The organism is Kluyvera sp. EC_51, assembly GCF_019584505.1.
Classification (GTDB): domain Bacteria; phylum Pseudomonadota; class Gammaproteobacteria; order Enterobacterales; family Enterobacteriaceae; genus Kluyvera; species Kluyvera sichuanensis.
In genome coordinates, this window is record NZ_VDAG01000022.1 from 28122 (window position 1) to 45989 (window position 17868).

The window sequence follows — 17868 nt, forward strand, 5'->3', positions numbered from 1 at the left end:
AACCGAGACAGGACGTCGAGTTTCGCCGTGCCGCAGGCTGGAGTTCGTAGGCGAGCGCAGTGCGAAGCACCGATTTCCCTGCGGGGCCGCAGGGATTGTTAAGGGGGATGCGGTTATCCCCCTTAACACGTTCACCGGTGAAAAGTCCTCATATTCTACCCAACGTAAAGTGAACGGAACCTTTCACCAAACCGACATGTCATTCAGATTAAGGTTACCGCCCTCCTACTCCGTCGTCACCGGCTTAACCCGCACCCCAGCAAACACCATCACCATCGCCGCCACCAGCAGCACACCGCTAACGGTAAACACACCGCTGGCACCATTGAGATCGAACACCAGACCACCGCCCGCCGCACCTGCGCTAATGGCCAACTGGATGGACGCCACCATCAGTCCACCCGCGCTTTCCGCCTCGTCCGGCACGGTTGTAGCAAGCCAGGTTGACCAGCCCACCGGCACCAGCCCAAAGGCAAACCCCCACAGCGTCACCAGCAGACCATCGAGCAGCGCCAGATGCCCAAAGGCCACCATCAGCAGCGCCAGTACGCCCATGGCGAACGGCACCAGCGCCAGCGTTAGGCGCAGGTTGCGTGCCAGCAGGTGCCCGGCAATCGACGTGCCGATAAAGTTAGCGAGGCCAAAGCCCAACAGAATCAGCGAGATGGTCTCCACGCTGGCACGGCCTACCGTTTCAAGGAACGGACGCAGGTAGGTGAAGAAGGCGAAGTGACCGCTGAAGATAAAGATGGTCGCCAACAGCCCGCCAATCATGCCGGGGCGGCGCAGCACGTGCAGCAGTGTCCGCAGACTGCCGCCGTTCTCCGGGCGCATTGACGGTAGCACCCACAACTGCCAGAGCAGCGCCAGCACGCCCGGTACCACGCAGAGAATAAACACATTACGCCAGCCAATCAGGCTACCGAGATAGCTGCCCAGCGGGGCCGCAACGACAGTAGCAATCGACACCCCGGCAAAGATAATCGACAGCGCTTTTGGCACATCGCTGGCGGGCACTAGCCGCATGGTGGTGGCGGTTGACATGGCCCAGAATCCGCCAATGGCCACGCCGAGCAGCAGGCGCCCCAGCAGCAGCACCTGTAACGACGGTGCAAAGGCAACCAGCAGGCTGGAGACAATCTGCATCAGGGTAAAGAACATCAGCACCCAGCGGCGGTCGAGGCTTTTGGTGGCGGAAGTAATCAGCAGCCCGGTCACCAGCGCGACAAGCGCGGTGGCGGTCACGGTCTGCCCGGCTACGCCTTCAGTCACGCCCAGGCTTGCCGCCATCGGGGTCAGCAGACTGGCGGGCAGAAACTCGGCGGTAATCAGCCCAAACACCCCCAGACCTAGCGCCCACACGGCGCGCCAGGCGGGTTTTGCGGGGGCGATGGCCCCGCGCTCTGCGACGGATGCATTCATCGGTGAATCTCCTGTTATAAAAATGTGATGGCTGTCGCAAAGGATAGAAAGTTCCGTCGGGACGATCTATGATGGATAATCTTCATTTATTGATAATTCGTCCGGAGTTGCGAAAATGACCTTGAATGCCCCTGATATGATTAGCGAACTGCTGCGCGGCATGCGTCTCTCCGGCGTGAACTATCGCCGTTTCGAAGCCAGTGCGCCGTTTGGCGTCTCCTTCGGCGATGTACCCGGCAAGGCGCAGTTCCATTTTGTCAGCCGCGGGCCGGCCCTATTGCGCATGCAAAGCGGCGCGCGCTTTACCCTGAAGAGCGGCGATGCGGTGTTTATCCCCAACGGAGAGGGGCATGCCCTGCTGTCCGATGAGTCGGCCAACGTGACGCCGATTACCGATTTCCCCAGCGAACCTATCTGCAGCCAGGTGCATGACATCCACTGTCCGTCCTGTCCGGACGCCGAAAACGTGGTCATCTTTACCGGGTGTATGAATTTCGAACTGGGCGGCATGCAGCCGCTGGTAAAAGCGATGCCAGAGGTGATGATGGTCAGCAGCCTGATGTCCGATCGTCCGGAAATCCAGGCGCTGCTGGCGGCGATGGAGCGGGAATCACTGGGCCGACAGGTTGGCTTTGCCGGTATTCTCGCCCGCCTCGCTGATGTGGTGGCGGCGCTGATCGTGCGCGGCTGGGTGGAGAGCGGCTGTGGTAAAGCCACCGGCTGGATCCAGGTACTGCGCGACCCGCGCCTGAGCCGGGCCATTTACGCTATGCACCAGCAGCCCGGAGTGAACTGGAGCGTGGCGGACCTCGCCAAAGAGGCAGGTACGTCACGCTCGGTGTTTGCCGAACGCTTTCTCTCGGCGACCGGCACGACGCCGGCAAAATACCTCGGCGAGCTGCGGATGCGGTTGGCTATCCAGTATATTGGCCAGGAGCAGCAGGCTATTGAAACCGTTGCCCTGCGTCTGGGATACGGTTCCGTTGCCGCCTTTAGCCGAGCGTTCAAGCGCGTGGTGGGCCACTCGCCGGGGGCGCTGCGCGATGCCGTGCCCGCCGCCGAAGTGATGTGACCCGCGCAGGTTTACAGGTAGGTCACGTTATCAATCTGACGCTGCGCCTCATCGTTCAGCCCCTGAATATCGAAGCCCGGCATATCACGAATAAATTCGAGGAACGGCGGCGCAATACCGAGCAGCGCCAGATCGGCGGCATGCAGCTGATAGCGGATCGCCTCTTCATCGCCCGCTTTCACCTTTTCCACCCAGTTCGGTTCAATGATCAGCTGATGGCCCAGCGCCACCAGGTCAATGCCGCTTTGCATCACCTCTTCCGCCTGCGCCGGGGTGCGGATATTACCCACGGCAATAATCGGCTTACGTGGGCTGACCGCGTTAAGCTGAGTGATAATCGGCGCGGTATTGTGCTTATCGCGCAGTGAAGGGCGCCAGACGGAGCCCATCGAGACGTGAATATAGTCGAGCGCCGTATCCTGTAATTTGCCGACAAAATATTTGGTGTCATCGAGGGTAATGCCCGGCTCTTCAATCTCTTCCGGCGACAGACGGTAGCCCACGATAAAGTCGGCGCTCGCGTGCTGCTGTTTCACTTTCATCACCGCCTCAACCACCGCCAGCGGCAGCGCGAGGCGTTTATCCAGCGTGCCGCCCCATTGGTCGGTACGACGGTTGGAGTGCGGCGAGACAAACTGTTGCAGTAAGTAGGTATTGGCACCGTGCAGCTCAATACCGTCAAACCCGGCTTCGATGGCGCGGCGGGTAGCCTCAGCAAAATCGTTAATCAGGCCCACCACCTCGTCAGCGGTCAGTTCACGCGGGACTTCTGCCCCGTTACGCGGCGCGGCAACGGCGCTGGCGCTCACCGGCTGGCGTCCACGGGTGATCCACTGGTTGGTCATTCGTCCAGCGCTAAACATCTGCAGAATAGCTTTCGCTCCACGTGCTTTAATCGCCTGCGCCAGTTTTGCCAGCCCGGGAATTTTTCCGTCGTCCTCAACGCCTAATTGGCCTTCGAACCCTTTCCCCTCTTTGTTGATATAGGCCACTGGGGTAATAAACAGCCCCACGCCACCGGCACGCTGCTGCATATAGTGAATTTCTTCCGCCGTCACCGAGCCGTCTTCAAAAGACATCTGCTCGGTCATTGGCGGTAACACCACGCGGTTTTTTAGTACGACGCCATTAGGCAAGGTCAGGGGTGTTAGAAAACGGTAATCCTTCATGTCTGCTCCAGAATGAAAATAACAGGACCGGGATGGTCATCGATGATTCGCATACTAAAACAAACATTGGGGAATGTGCGTCCCATACCAGGGGCGCACCAGGCACAGTCAAAGGGCTACAGGCGGCCAGCACGTTCCCAGGGTACGCCGAGCGTTTGCCACTCTTCGGCAATCAGGTCGACAAATCCGCGAATGCGCGGCGAGAGATAGCGTTTGCTGGGGTAGATAATCCGCACCGGATCAGGCGGGATCTTAAATTCGGTGAGGATAGCCACCAGCGTTCCTTTGGCGATCGCGTCGGCGGCCAGATAGTCCGGTAATTGGATCACGCCAAAGCCGGAAATCGCCGACGACAGCATCGCCTCCGAACTATCGATATCAATACGCCCCGGCCCTTCATAGACAAATTCGCCCTCCGGTGTGGCATAGCGCCAGCTCCTACGCCGCTCGGCGCTGCGAAAGAAAATGGTATCGTGCTGGCGCAACGCCTGTGGCGTCGTCGGTGTACCGCGCGCTGCTAGGTACGCCGGTGACGCGCAGGTGACCATATGCTGGGTGCCAATGGTGCGGGTCAGAATACGCGAATCGCCTCGGGGTTCGCCAATGCGAATAGCAATATCAAACCCTTCGTCAATCAGATCGACAAAGCGGTCGGTAAACACCACGTCGGCGCGCAGTTCAGGGGAGGCGCGTAAAAAACGGTCGATAACCGGCAGAATATGGCGCTGGCCCAGCGAGAGCGGCGCGGTCAGGCGTAGCGTGCCGGTCGGTTTTCCCCGCCGCTGCGCCATGGCATCATCCACCGCCTCAAGGTCTTCCAGAATGCGCTTACAGCGCTCATACATGATGCAGCCTTCTTCGGTCAGGCTGAGCTGACGCGTGGTGCGGTTCAGCAGACGAACGCCTAGCTGGGCCTCAAGCCGGGTGATACTTTTACCAATCGCCGAGCGCGATAAACCGACGGTCGTCGTCGCGCGGGTGTAGCTTCCGGCGTCAACCGCCGCGATAAAGGCAGCAATATCGCCAATGCGATTCAGTTCCACGTTACCCCCTCAATGCGGGAAAATTATTCCCCAAATAAGCTGAGTATAGCGGGCAGGAAACGGGCTGAATAGCGAGGAAATAACACCCTGCTGTGCGTCAGTCTTTGGCGTACGACAATTCGCGCAGGGGATCTACCATCCTTTGCCTGACAGGCACAAACAGCGCCCTGATAACATCATAAAAAATAGTGCTGTTCTTGATATTTAACTTGCTCATCGCATCGCGCTTAATGGCGCTAACACGTTTTTCAGAGCGCCCGGTAATCTTCGTTAATAGTTCTGGCTTCATGCCCATACTGAGCGACAGCAGAATAAACAGTTCGTTATCCGACAGCGAAAAGCAGTGCGCCTGTTCAGTTTCTTCGCAGGATTCGACACTTTGCACATCTATCAGTACGTCGCAGTGGTTATTTTTAATACTATACGCCACCAGGCCGCGACATTTGCGCAATAAATAACCAACGATTAATGGTGAGACGGACTCGGTCAGTACCATCACGTTTTTTCGCTGAAACCTGGCCCCTTCTGCGCCAAGCGCATCGATAGTCTGACGAATATCCAGATCGTTCAGGACAATGATATAGTCGAGAATCTCATTATTTAAATTATATTGTCGTGTGCTCATAGCGGTGAATTTCAATATCGACGCAACGCCTGAATTAAGAAAAATATTGTCGCTGTAACTAACAACCTCCATTTACCTCACTCCACGGCAATAGCAGCTATCGTAAAATGCTAACCACTCTGAAATATTATTACAACACAGCGTAATGTCCATAATTGGACATGCCTGACACCAGCTAGAAATACTATTTCGGACAACAGAAAAGGATTAGTCTCATTCGCAAAAATAAATCAAGAACAATCATTAACATCAGCTATATCATCCGATTTCGGCATGCTATACTTCTTTTCATAACACCCATTGAGAAATAAGACATGTCGCAATCAGACGATTCGTCCCGACCGCTACACGCTTTTGAGTTTAGTCAGCAAACTAAACCGCTGAAGGCAATAACGGATTTACACAACGTGCTGGCTCCTTTTGGTACCGCATTTACGCTAAACGCCTCAACAAAAATGTTACTGAGTAACGATCGGGAATCGGCGTTTATTTTACTGGTGACCACCGGCTGCTTTTCCGTAAGCCACGCCCAGGTCGATCTGCATATGGCCACCGTTTTCGCTCCAACCGTCGTGGGCCTTATTGACGGCTATAGCCTTTATTATGATGTTAAGGCACGTCCGCAGCACTATATCCGCGCGGAAACCGACTGCACCGGCTGGATTGTGCCGCTGGACCTGTTCGTTGAGAAGTGCGATGAGTTTCATTTATGGCATGATATCTCCCGTATTCTCGCCCAGCGCGTCATGGTCATGAGCGCGCGCGACAGCGAAATGGTCGGCAACGATGCCTATAGTAAAATTCGCTCACTGCTGATGGAGCTCTGGCTCTACCCGGAAGACATTCGACTGCAAATTAAAGTTTCCTCTTTTATTCAGCGTCGGACCAGAATATCACGCAGCCGAATTATGGACGTGCTTGCAGAATTGAAAAAAGGGAAGTATATCGAAATGAAATCCGGTGTATTGATTGCTATGGATAAGTTACCGGTCGCTTTCTGATATTATTGAAAACGATTATCATCAGTAAATATCCTTTTCGCTTCCGATTTAAACGCGTTGCCGGCATCCGCGTTATTCATAAAATAATAGACATTAATCACATTATCATACATATCGGCATCAACCCATAAATTAAGCCAGCGGGTTGCCTGTGATATATACAGTAATAACGCCTGTCGATTTCCGGCTTGCTGATATTCCACAATTAGCGCTAGCGCACGGTCTTTTCTGAAACGTGCCGTCTCCAGTCCGCTTTCGCGTAGCGCCAATACCTGGCGATAATATTTTTCAGGCGTCTGCTCAAAATGCGTTAATACGGACTGCTGGCGTAGGGTCGCTAATAGCATAAAGGCAGCGGCACAAACGACAATCATGAGCAACGTTGAAAAGTACGGTAACCAGTGGCCGTTAAACCTGCGTACGGGTGGGCCCTCTCCAGCGGAGAGGCTGAGCAACACAATAAACGTCAGCCAGTGCGTTGCCGACTGATAAAACGGGTATTCCACTTGGGTATGCAGCAACAGCGGTAGCAGGCAGAACAGCAGCGATAGCGTCTGGCGGTTTGTCGTGCGAAAAAAAATCTCGATGCCTGCCCACACAAGCAGCACCAGCCCCATCAGCGCCGTCAGGCCACCTTCAACCCACCAGTAGAGCAGTTCATTGTGTGGGTGGGGAATAATGCTGCAACCATTGGCAATCGGCGTCGCACGATCGGCTATAAAATGGCTGAAGTGCCAGACGTAGCTGCCGTAGCCCCATCCTAAGAACGGATGCAGCGCAATCATGCGTAGGGTTTCGCGTAAAATCATCAGCCGCTGAAGGGTCGAACCGTCATGCTGCGCCAGTGCCTCGCTAAACGAGAGCGGCATCAGGCTCGCGCCAATAGCAACGCCCACCGCCGGAGCACCCAGTAGAAGCCCGCGCCGCCAGGTCGGGGAGGTCTGCCAGTGCAGATATACCATCCCAACGTAGACACAAACCGCGCTTAGCCATCCGATACGTGAGGGAATCTCCGTTAGCGCCCAATACAGCACCATCACCGTCACGCAGATGGCAGCGATTCGCGCAGCTTCCCTTCGCGGAGACCGGCTGCGGAAAAACGGTGAACCGAGACTGAACAATCCCACCGCGCCGCCGCAGGCCAGAAATGACCCGGCAACGTTGCGCTGCTGAAACACGCTGATATTTCCCGGCGAGGCGGCAAGCACCTGTTGTTCAAACCCGGGGAGGACGGTAGGCAGATGCAGTCCCAGCAGGCTGTATACCGCCTGAATCAGCCCGGCTATCACCAACAAATACAGCAGCGTCTGCCGCTGGCGTGCGCTGAATCTCACATGCGTCAACAACAGTAGCAGCAGCACGCCCGCCCACAGTCCGGCAAAACGCGGCAGCGCATCAAGACGCCAGCCCGGCTCGGGGCTCCACGCCAGCGGCAGACTCATCAGCAGCGCCCCCACAACAATGCGCCGGGTACGGGGAGCCACGGAGATAGCGGTGCGGACAAAACAGGGCCAGCCGCAGCCCAATAAAAGCAGCATGCAAAACCAGACCCACAGCGAGGTGGGGAGTTCACTGCCGCTGCCGCCCATATTGGCGATCACCAGATGCATCACCAGCAGATAAATCAACGCCAGCATGGCGACCAGTAACCAGGCCTTTCGCATCATCACTTCCCTGTTTTGGACAGCCATTGGCCTACCTTAGCATCTGCGTCTGTGCGGGCATCACGCGCCCATAGTCATTAATGGTTTGCCATTGCAGCACGCAGCGACCGCTGGTCGGGCAGGCGCTTCTCGACTCGGTGGCAAATGGTGCCACCATGCCAGCGTTCTCCACCGCCTTGCCGTTAACACGCAGGTTAAACAGCGTGACGTAATAAGGCGTTGGGTTGCTGACCTGGGTCTTGCTGCCCTGCACTTTCCACACCAGTTGGCGATAGGCCTCTTCTTCGCGCCCCTTCAGGCCCATAGGCCGATAAAACAGTTTCATCCGGCTACGAATCGCTATCTGTAAGGCGTTTGCGGACGGCTTGCTCTGGGTTTCAGGAATGCTGGCCACGCTCAGCCAGAACAGGCTTTCACGGTCATCCGGCAGGTCACCGCCCGTACGCATAATGCGTACAATGTTGTTATGCCCTGGCAGCAGCGGAAACAACGGCGGTGTGGTGATAAACGGCACCTGATTGCCGCTCTGCCCCTTGGCATCCAGCACCTTTGACAGCACCAGATAGCGTTGCTGAGCGGTGTTGTTCACCGTGAAGGTGATGCTCGGCTTGTCGGCATCAAAGATAAAACGGGTACCGTCTACGGTAACACCCGCGTGGGCGGAAACGCCGTAGGCCAGCAGGGTAAACAGGCCATATTTCATAGTGCACTCCCCCACTATTGCCAGGTCAGCGTAAAGGTCGCGGTGGCGTTTGCCGTGCCGCTGCTCACGCTGCTCGCCGTGGCCATATAGCGGGCGTAGAAGATAAAGACGTTATCGGCACGGGTCGGGACAATCACGTAGCGAGATGAAGCCTGATTCAGCGGCAGTCGGGCGTGATCGGCGCCTTGCAGTTCAATCGCAATCCCCTGCGCTGCATCGCTACCGCTGTCGAGCGCCAGCAGCGTTTTATCCGCCGAGTCAGCCGCCCCGCTAAAGGTGAAATCAACGCCGGTTGCCGCGGCACCGCACTGTTGCAGATCGATAATAAAAGCCACCGGCGACGAGCCGCTGCCTTTAGTGGCGAACTGCTTTGCGGCGATGTCGCCCAGCGGCACGGTCTGCGCCTGAGAAGACGGTGCCACGATGCAGGTGTTGTCCTGAATGGAGCCGCTGACGTAGACGGTGCCGTCGTGCGCCTGCGCGCTGGCGACAGCCAGAAGCAGCAGCGTGAAGATTATTTTCATTACTGGTAGCTCAGATCGAAATACATGACTGACGAGGCGTTTCCGGCGGTGACCGGAATTTTCGTCGCCTGATAGCGCAGGAAAAACGTCAGCGCGTTGTTATCCCCTTCCTGCAGCGACTGGCTGTCGCTGGCGGTGTTAATCGCCACCGTTTTCTTATTGGCATCGAGGATCTCCACGCCGACGCCGGAGGCCATATTGCCTTTCCCGGCAGTATCCGAAAGCGCCAGCAGCTTGCCGTTGTCACCGTCCGGCGTGCCGCTGAACATCACCGTCGCCCCGGAAATACCGCTGCTACAGTTTTTCAGGCGGATAACCAGATCGGCGGTTGACGATACGTCGCCCGCCGTGTGAAAGGTGTTGCTGCTAAAGTTGCCAATAAAGATGGTCTGTAAGGTGTCAGCGGTTTCCACATCGCAGGTGGAGGCCACCACCGTGCCGCTCATGTCGATTTCGACGCCGTTATTCGCCGCCTGAACCGTTGCCGCGCTCAGCGCCCATCCGATGACCGCCAGCCAGTATCGCCGTTTGCCGTTATTCATTGCCGCTCCTTAGTTAAAATCGACCACGATATAGGCCTGCGCATGGAACACTCCCTGCTGCGGCTTCTTACCGGTGGCGCTAATCGGAGCAACGGTAAACGGCACCGTCGCAACGTAGTCCTGAAGCTGGAATGGGATGGTACCGGTGTTGGGCACGATCACGTTGCCAAGAATATCGGTGAACTGCACCGCGATATCGCTGTTGTCGGTAGCGATCGCCGTCGGCTCATTCACGTCAGCCTGCCCCTGGAATCGGAAGCTCAGGCTCGCCATTTCGCTCACGCCACCCGAGCACTTCACCGGCACCTGTCGGCTCACCGGGGTGAAGCCCGAAGGCTTTTGTCCTTTGGTTTTGAAGTTACCCGAGGAGAGCGTGCCGAAGTCGATGGTAATCACCTGGTTGCCGTTCACTTCGCAGCTCTGCGGCACGGTGATCGAGCCGCTAAACGAGATGGTATAAACCGGCGTGCCGAACGACCCGCCGCTGCTGCGGTTGATATAGACGTTGAACAGCTGCGTCTGCGGGATCGTCACGTTGCCGACAAAGGGCTTGGCGATTTTTATCTGCAGCGTGATGTTGGAGTCCGACACCGGGAAGTTGCAGCCGTTAGATACACAGCCGTCCGAACCCATTTTGGCAAAGTTGGCCGGGGCGTAAATATCCCCGGCGACCGCATCGGTCACCCGCAGCGCACCTTCAAGGTAATCGTTGAGCTTCAGGTATTGCCAACTACCTGAGGTTTCCACCACCGGGTAATTTGAAACATAGGAGCGATAGGTGTAGTTATTCCTGTTAGAGGCCACCTTCGGGCATTTCGCATTCATATGAATATCGCCGGAGCGCACGACCTGCGTGGTTTTCCCAGCCACGTTGGTATCCGCCGTCAGCGAGGTCGTGACATCAAAGTTCTCATTTTGTGTCGACCCGGTGGCGTTAGAGCAGGTGTCCGACGAGTCGGCAAACGCCGTGCTGGCTGCGCTCAGTAGCAGCAGGCTCAACAGCACGTTTATCAGTGTTTTCATGATCATTTCCGCAGCGTTAATGGCAGGTTTCCGCAACCCGGTTAAATGTCGTCATTTGGTCGGCCGAGAGCTGATAGGCCACCGAGCAACGTTTGTCGTCCCCTTCCCCCCACTGCACCACCAGCGTGCCGGACGGCGGCAGGCCGGAGAGATAGACCTGTCCGTCATCGCCGACCAGGCTGCTCTGCTGGCTGTCGTTGACCGTCACCGTAGAACCAAACGGCACCGGTTTATTCAGATGGTTGAGGGTCATCAGCACGCGGGCGCCGATATGGGCGTTAAACTCCGCGCGCACCATCGCCCCTTGCGTGGGCACCACGTTGACCACCGCATCGTCAATATCGACGTTTTGCCCCATTGAGTTGGTGTCCAGCGCCACGCGGTTCTGACGATAGGTGGTGGCATACGGCACTACCGCGTAACCACGCCAGTCGGTTTTAACCCCGGTGGTGTTCTCCAGCGCCACGCCCGCCGCCCCTGGCGCTTTCACCAGAATATTGGTGTCGCCCAGCGGTTGGCTCAGGGTGACGCCGTTGCGGTGAACCACAACGCCGCCGCTCATGCCGTAGTTGCGTTGGTGATAGCCGTCGCTGTAGTTGTAACCGGCCTTCAGGTTGCCATAGGTACCCTGATAGCTGAGGCTGGCGTTGCCGCTGTCGCCGGTGCCATGGTTGCCGTAGCTCTCCTGCACGTTGTAGTTCAGGTTGTTCTCAGCAAGCAGCGTGCCGTTGACCCCGGCAGTCTGCGAGGTTTTGCCGTGGCGGTCGGTACTCATGTTGTACGAGGCGTTAAGCGTGTTCGCCGCATGGTAGACGTCGGCGTTACCGCGCCCGGCGAGCCATTCGCCAATCGGCAGCGAGACGTTAAAGGCATAAACCTGGTCAGCCTCGCGCTCTCCCGGCGAACGGTCGTAGTTCCACGTCAGGCCGAAGGAGATAGTGTTCCAGTTGCCGTTATAGCCAATCTGGATAAGTTTGTCGGTTTCATCGGTATGCCAATAGCTCTGCTCGGAGCCGGTGATAAACAGCGAACCGTTGTCACCTACAGACTGCGAAACGTTGATCTGCACTTTGCCTTTTTTGGTGTAGTAGAGGTTGTAGAAATCGGTCCACTGCGGCTTATCCTGCTTACCGTCGTGGTCATCATCCTGAAAACCGTCTTCACCGGTATAGCCGTCCATATGCTGATAGGTAGTTTCATCAAGGGTGTAAAAACCCTGCGTCGAATAGCGATAGCCCAGCAACTGGAAGTTGGTGCCGAGCGAGTTCAGCGCTTTAGCGTACAGAAAACGCACGGACTGCCCTTCGTGTTGGCTGCCGTCCACCAGCGTACTGTTAGCCTGGGTGATATCGGTGGATACCGCCCCAAGGTCGCCCATATTGAGCCCAATACCCAGCGCAAACGCCCGATAATCCGCCGATGCCTGACTGCCGCCGTAGGCGGTAAATCCCCTCGGCAACCCCCAGATAAGCGTCCCCTGCGCAAAATCTACTTCGTCCTGCTGATCGTTGCCGCTGCGGTATTTCCCGGCGGTCAGCGCGTACTTGAGTCGCCCTTCACGCTGGAGCAGCGGCACCGCTGAATAGGGTACCGTGTAGCTATTTTCGCTGCCGTCCGTCTCCTGCACCGTCACCTGCAAATCGCCGCTTGATGAAGTGGGATAGAGATCCTTAATAGCAAACGCCCCCGGCGACACGTAGGTCTGGTAGATGACGTAGCCGTTCTGTTTGATGGTGACTTTGGCATTGCTGCGGGCGATACCACGCACGGTCGGCGCAAAGCCTTTGAGGCTGTCGGGCAGCATATTGTCATCGGAGGCGATTTGCGCGCCGCGAAAACCCAGCGAATCAAATACATCCGACGGCGTGTAGCTTTCACCTAACGTTAACTCCGACTTTAACGGGACGATCGTCCGTTCGACGTAGGTGCTGATGTGCTGCCATTCGTCCTGCGTGCTGCCTTCACCATGGCTGTAGTTCCAGGTAGAGTAGTCACGCAGACGCCAGGCCCCGAGGTTCAGACCGCTTTGTAAGTTCAGGTAATAGCTGTCCTGGCTACTGGTGCCGCCGCTGTTGCTCCCGGAAAAGTCATAGTTCAGGGTCATGGCATTAATCCCCTGATCCCACTGCTCCGGTGGAATATAGCCACGCGCGCTCTGCTTCATCCCGGCCTGCGGAATGCTGATATCGAGCTTCTGGTGTTCAAAATCAAAACGGGTGCTGCCGTCAGGAATGGCGTCAAACGGGACGCACTGGTCAGCAGGCAGCGCTTTGAGCGCTGGGAAGGCGTTCGGGTTAAGCCCCATCGCTTCAAGACGCGTCAGGGTAAAGCACGGCGATAGCCCGGTATCATCCTGACTTTTCTTATCCGCTTTAAAATCGACATCTTCGCTGGAAATAAACTGCTGGTTGAGATAAATATCAACCCGATATTTCCCCGGAGCCTGTCCATTGCTATTTTCAAAACGCGACAGGTCCGCTACCGCTGAATTATCACCGGAAAGAAACGCCGGGTTAAAATAGTTATCCGCGCAGGCCATATACGGAATAGCGCTGAGCGCTGCCGGCAAAATAACGGTGAAGCCGTACTTTGGACAACGCAAAGCCCGTGCGATTGCCTGAGCGGCATAGCAGTTACGAAGTGTCATTATTTCGCCGACCTGTCCCGCGGGTTATTCCATAACCGCATGTTGTTTCGGCGTATTCGCGCCGTAATCATTCACCGTCTGGAAAGTGATCTCACCGTGTGCGGTTGACGGCACGGCGAGGCGACTCTGGCCTAATGGTGGAACCATCGTGGCCGGAAGCTCGGCGGCGCCTTCAGTAAGCTCCACCAGGGTCACGTAGTACGGCGTCGGGTTTTTAATCGTCAACTGCGAGCCAGCCTGATGAAAACGCAGCTGCGCGGGCGCGCTGGCGGACGGTATCGTCAGCCCTTTCGGGCGTACAAACAGTTTGATGCGGTTGAGAACGGCAATTTGCAGCGTATTTTTATTTTGTGCCTCTTTACTGGCTGCCGGAATGGCTTTCACGTTCATCCAGTAAAGACTTTCACGGTCTTTAGGCAACGACGCATCCTGGCCGATATACATCACCCGCAGGGTATTTTCTTTTTTCGGCTTAATCACAAACAGCGGCGGCGTTACCACAAAATCACTGCTCTTTTTACTGTCAGCGTTTTCCACCCATGACTGAATTAAAAACACGCCCTGGCTATCGGTATTATTAACCGATAACGAAATCTGCTCGCTACCCTGAGGATAGATAACCCGCGTAGCACCAAGCGCAATACCGCCATAGTCAGCCGCCTGAGCAAGCGGCGAGAATAACGGCAGGCTAGCTAACGTCAGCGCCGTCGCCCATAGGCTGGTTCGGGAAAAAATAGACATGAGTTACCTTTTAATAAAATGCGCCCGCCGCAGCGGATTCGTTACATGTAGGTCAGCGTGAACCAGGTTTGTGCATCCGCTTCGCCTGGCGAAACGTTCTCTGCAGTTGCCCGATATTTGGCGACAAAGTTCAGTACATTGGTGTCATCTTTCAGCGTGGTAAAAAGCTGCGGCGCCGTATTGGGGACAATCACATTGCCGCTGCTATCAAAGATGCCGATGCCCACGTGGGCCGCACTGCCCGCCCCACTGGTCACCGCCAGCACCGTAGGATCCTTCTCGTCGGTGACGCCGTTAAACGCCACGCCAACCTGCTGGCTGATGGCGATGTCACAGTCCTTTAGCACGATGGTGAACGGCTGCGGGCTGCCCCAGGTGCCGGTGCCGCCAAACAAGCTGGAGCGTACCTGCCCCATATCAACCGTCTGCGCATCGCTATTGGTATCTACCGCGCAGGCCGCTTCCACCACTGCGCCCGTGAAGTGCACGTCGCCACCGGGAACGGTGACCACGTGGTGATTACCGGCCCAGGCCAGCGGCATCAGGCCGTTCAGCAACAGCGTCAGACCCAATTGCGATAGCTTCATCCCGTCTCCTCTTCACAAAATTGCCGTCCGTGGCGTTAACCATCCCTGAAACGTTACTGGTAGGTAACGTTGAAGGTCGCCGTTGCGTCGACGTTACCGGCAGTCAACGTGCTGGAAGTGGTGATGTAGTCTGCAGAGAAGCTCATGACGTTATCGCCATCAATAAGGGTGGCGGCTTTGGACGCTTTACCCAGATCCAGCGCGGTGCCGTCGGTGTCATAAATCTGCACGCCAACACCCTGAGCGCCACCCGCACCGGCCATGTTGTCCAGTACACCAGCGTTGTCTTTCGCCGCAGCACCGTTAAAGGTCACGGTTGCCTCGGTAGACACCTGGGTGTCGCAGTCGGTCAGCGTGATGCTAAACGGGGTTTTCTGGTTTGCCGCTGTGCCCGCCGCCGGGGTATCACCAAATGCCGCCAGACGTACCTGACCCATATCAACGGTTTTATTGACGGAGTCTTGTGCAACGGCACAGGCCGCGTTTACCACCGAGCCGGTAAAGTGAACGGAACCACCGGATACGGTATTTGGGCCGGTTGCATCGCTGGAGCCCCCCATCGCCATTGCCGAACCACCCACCATCATTAATGCCAGTGTCAGTCCTTTAACCGCTAAATTTTTCATTTTCATTGCCTTTAAGTTGTCAAAAAATAATATTTCCCTGATGTTTAAGACAAAATAGGGGAACGTTCCCATTTAATAAATTAAATAGTCTGCAAAGTAATTATTGAACTGGGCAATTTTTCTCGCAGCAACCGCTATAAATAATATTTTGTCGTCAGATCGTCCGAACCTGATGGCGCAGATTATCCACAATGCCAATATTGTTTTACAACGTCGTTTTTATCCGATAGTGGACAGTTACTTTTCGAAGAATGAATGCTTCACTTGAAAGCATTGATATAACCGATTGTTTAAAATGGATATTAACACCACTGTACTATGTTAATTTTGTGTATTAATACCACATAAGGAGTATTTCACCAGGAGGGTTAAATAGCATTCCAGCGGTAGATAATATTTATTAATTTATAGTGGAGAACACACCAAATCATGACTAAATAAGCGTAAATAAACATGCACTTTTCATTTATAAAAATGTCAGCAGGTTCTTCATCGCAAAAGATATTTTTACTTGACGGTGGCTTACTAATTTAGTCAGGTACTATCTCTGATGGACAAAAAGATGACCATCAGAGATGCGTAGCGCGCCTCTGCTTCGGATGGGAGAAAAGGCGATGATGAGATATCACTTAAAAATAGCTAATGGTTACTTCCCGCAGTTCTGGGTGAGCTGATAACGTTCTCTGACTCACCGTACCATAGGTCTGCATAATCGGTGCATTTCCCGCGGCTGGAATGGTGACCTGATAAAGCTGACTTTTTCCATCGCGATAGCAGCTCACCTGCATGATTTGTGCCTGGGGAACAGCATGACATCCACCTTCAACAATCTTACCGATAAAGTGAATTTTTCCTGAGGAAGTACCCGTTTGCGCCAAAAGCGGGGAGGAGAACGTTAAGGCGGCAAGCGCCAGATAGACTACATGAATGGTTTTCATCTTCAGACCTCACATCCTGTGAGCAATGATCGGTATCGCGAACGCCTCGCCATACCTCCTTCTACGGCCCGATTCGCCAGCGTACCAGCGGAAAAGGTTAGTTTGCTGACTCTATCGTCAGTGACGTTTTTCAGGCATCCCTCATTCGTCGTATTCACCGCTTATTTCAGCCGAATCCGCGATCGTCATCAGATTATTTTTAAGATTAACCTTAGCCCAAAAAGGCAACAAAACGGCCGTTCTGCGGATATTACGCATTGCCAGCCCGGACCAATATGTTAGGGTAAAGTTATTAATGTTAATTTTATGGAGAATATAACCGTCTCGCCTGCCTTTATTTCCACCTTTTATCCAAGCGGGAATAACCTGTCATTTCTGGCTTAACACGCGAAAATAATAAGGTCATGATTATGCAAACTACAACAAAAAGCGTCCTTACGCTGGCAGTATTTTTTACCTCATCTACCCTATTTGCCGCCGACCTGCCCGGTAAGGGCGTGACCGTGCACCCGGTGCAAAGCCCCCTACCGGAAGAGACGTTTCAAACCGAGGTAATCAACCGTGCGCTGACGCAGCTCGGCTATACCGTCGCGCCTATCGAAGAGGTGGAGTACAACGTCGCTTACACCTCCATTGCCGCCGGGGATGCCACCTATATGGCGGTGAACTGGATGCCGCTGCAGCAGGATATGTACCACGCCAGCGGTGGTGATAAAAAGTTCTACCGTCAGGGCACCTATATTAGTGGCGCAGCGCAAGGCTATTTGATCGATAAAAAAACCGCCGATAAATACCATATTACCGATATTTCACAGCTGAAAGACCCTAAGCTCGCGCAGCTATTTGATGCCAACGGTGACGGCAAAGCGGATTTAGCGGGCTGTAACCCCGGCTGGGTGTGCGGCTCGGTGATTGATACCCAGATTAAAGCCTACGGCCTTGATAAGACGGTGACGCAAAATCAGGGCAACTATTCGGCGATTATTGCCGACACCCTCTCCCGCTATAAGGCTGGCAAACCGGTGCTCTACTGGACCTGGACGCCTTACTGGGTAAGCGACGAGCTCAAACCCGGCAAAGATGTGGTGTGGCTGACCGTGCCGTTCTCGGCGAATCCGGGCACGCTTAAGGATTTGAATACCGAATTGCCGAACGGCAAGAATTACGGCTTTGCGGTAAACAACGAGTACATCGTTGCCAATAAAGAATGGGCGGCGAAGAACCCGGCGGCGGCGAAGCTGTTTGCGGTGGCGAAACTGCCGCTGGCGGACGTGAACGCCCAGAACCAGCTGATGCATACCGGGAAATCAACGCCGGAGGATATTCAGAGCCACGTCGACGGGTGGATTAAGGCTCACCAGCAGACGTTTGATGGCTGGATAAAAGAGGCGCTGGCGGCGAAGTAAGACGCAGTCCCGGGGTCGCATTCTGTACGACCGGATACATAGGTAACACTTCAGACCGGGAACATAGGTAACACTTTCCTAGTCTATCCGGATAATACTACGGCTTTTCCGGTCATAGTAAGCAAGCGTTATACC

General features: G+C 55.2%; 17 protein-coding genes. 3 read left to right on the plus strand and 14 right to left on the minus strand.

The features are described 5' to 3' along the window. Positions 1-225: 225 nt before the first annotated feature. On the minus strand, positions 226-1422 hold the full coding sequence (locus FHC49_RS05995; RefSeq protein WP_220439199.1) for an MFS transporter: 1197 nt from the start codon (positions 1420-1422) through the stop codon (positions 226-228). A 115-nt stretch (positions 1423-1537) separates the two neighbouring features. On the opposite strand from FHC49_RS05995, the gene FHC49_RS06000 reads away from it, so the two are divergent. Continuing rightward, entirely contained in the window at positions 1538-2494 is a 957-nt protein-coding gene (locus FHC49_RS06000; RefSeq protein ID WP_220439200.1) for an AraC family transcriptional regulator, read from the plus strand. Positions 2495-2505: 11 nt separating this feature from the next. Here the strand turns inward: FHC49_RS06000 and FHC49_RS06005 are convergent, their stop codons facing one another. The 3 genes from FHC49_RS06005 to FHC49_RS06015 form a co-directional block, all read right to left on the minus strand. Then, positions 2506-3663, minus strand: coding sequence for an NADH-dependent flavin oxidoreductase (locus FHC49_RS06005; RefSeq protein ID WP_220439201.1), 1158 nt, complete (start codon positions 3661-3663; stop codon positions 2506-2508). Between the two features lie 116 nt (positions 3664-3779). Continuing rightward, positions 3780-4706, minus strand: coding sequence for a LysR family transcriptional regulator (locus FHC49_RS06010; RefSeq protein ID WP_220439208.1), 927 nt, complete (start codon positions 4704-4706; stop codon positions 3780-3782). Positions 4707-4803: 97 nt separating this feature from the next. Next, entirely contained in the window at positions 4804-5403 is a 600-nt protein-coding gene (locus FHC49_RS06015; RefSeq protein WP_220439210.1) for a hypothetical protein, read from the minus strand. A gap of 242 nt (positions 5404-5645) precedes the next feature. Between FHC49_RS06015 and FHC49_RS06020 the strand changes: the two genes are divergently transcribed. Continuing rightward, positions 5646-6332: a helix-turn-helix domain-containing protein gene (locus FHC49_RS06020; protein ID WP_220439212.1), complete on the plus strand. Its 687-nt coding sequence runs from the start codon at positions 5646-5648 to the stop codon at positions 6330-6332. Between the two features lie 2 nt (positions 6333-6334). On the opposite strand, the gene FHC49_RS06025 is transcribed toward FHC49_RS06020, so the two are convergent. From FHC49_RS06025 to FHC49_RS06070, 10 genes are all read right to left on the minus strand, one after another. Further along, positions 6335-8023 (minus strand): PglL family O-oligosaccharyltransferase, encoded by a 1689-nt coding sequence (locus tag FHC49_RS06025; RefSeq protein WP_220439217.1) that lies wholly within the window; start codon positions 8021-8023, stop codon positions 6335-6337. Between the two features lie 4 nt (positions 8024-8027). Next, a complete protein-coding gene (locus FHC49_RS06030) occupies positions 8028-8699 on the minus strand; it encodes a molecular chaperone (protein ID WP_220439225.1) in 672 nt (223 codons plus the stop codon). A 14-nt stretch (positions 8700-8713) separates the two neighbouring features. Next, positions 8714-9223, minus strand: a complete 510-nt coding sequence (locus FHC49_RS06035) for a fimbrial protein (RefSeq protein ID WP_220439227.1) — start codon at positions 9221-9223, stop codon at positions 8714-8716. Continuing rightward, on the minus strand, positions 9223-9765 hold the full coding sequence (locus FHC49_RS06040; RefSeq protein WP_220439229.1) for a fimbrial protein: 543 nt from the start codon (positions 9763-9765) through the stop codon (positions 9223-9225). Before FHC49_RS06040 ends, FHC49_RS06035 begins: the two co-directional genes overlap by 1 nt. A gap of 9 nt (positions 9766-9774) precedes the next feature. Next, entirely contained in the window at positions 9775-10788 is a 1014-nt protein-coding gene (locus FHC49_RS06045; protein ID WP_220439231.1) for a fimbrial protein, read from the minus strand. A 16-nt stretch (positions 10789-10804) separates the two neighbouring features. Then, on the minus strand, positions 10805-13435 hold the full coding sequence (locus tag FHC49_RS06050) for a fimbrial biogenesis usher protein (RefSeq protein WP_220439233.1): 2631 nt from the start codon (positions 13433-13435) through the stop codon (positions 10805-10807). 24 nt (positions 13436-13459) lie between these two features. Beyond that, a complete protein-coding gene (locus FHC49_RS06055) occupies positions 13460-14176 on the minus strand; it encodes a fimbria/pilus periplasmic chaperone (RefSeq protein WP_220439235.1) in 717 nt (238 codons plus the stop codon). A gap of 41 nt (positions 14177-14217) precedes the next feature. Further along, positions 14218-14763, minus strand: coding sequence for a fimbrial protein (locus FHC49_RS06060; protein ID WP_220439237.1), 546 nt, complete (start codon positions 14761-14763; stop codon positions 14218-14220). A gap of 53 nt (positions 14764-14816) precedes the next feature. Continuing rightward, positions 14817-15389 (minus strand): fimbrial protein, encoded by a 573-nt coding sequence (locus FHC49_RS06065; protein WP_255581177.1) that lies wholly within the window; start codon positions 15387-15389, stop codon positions 14817-14819. 629 nt (positions 15390-16018) lie between these two features. Beyond that, entirely contained in the window at positions 16019-16327 is a 309-nt protein-coding gene (locus tag FHC49_RS06070) for a hypothetical protein (RefSeq protein WP_220439240.1), read from the minus strand. A 410-nt stretch (positions 16328-16737) separates the two neighbouring features. Here FHC49_RS06070 and proX point away from each other — a divergent pair, with 410 nt between their 5' ends. Then, a complete protein-coding gene (proX, locus tag FHC49_RS06075) occupies positions 16738-17733 on the plus strand; it encodes a glycine betaine/L-proline ABC transporter substrate-binding protein ProX (protein ID WP_220439241.1) in 996 nt (331 codons plus the stop codon). Positions 17734-17868: the final 135 nt, after the last annotated feature.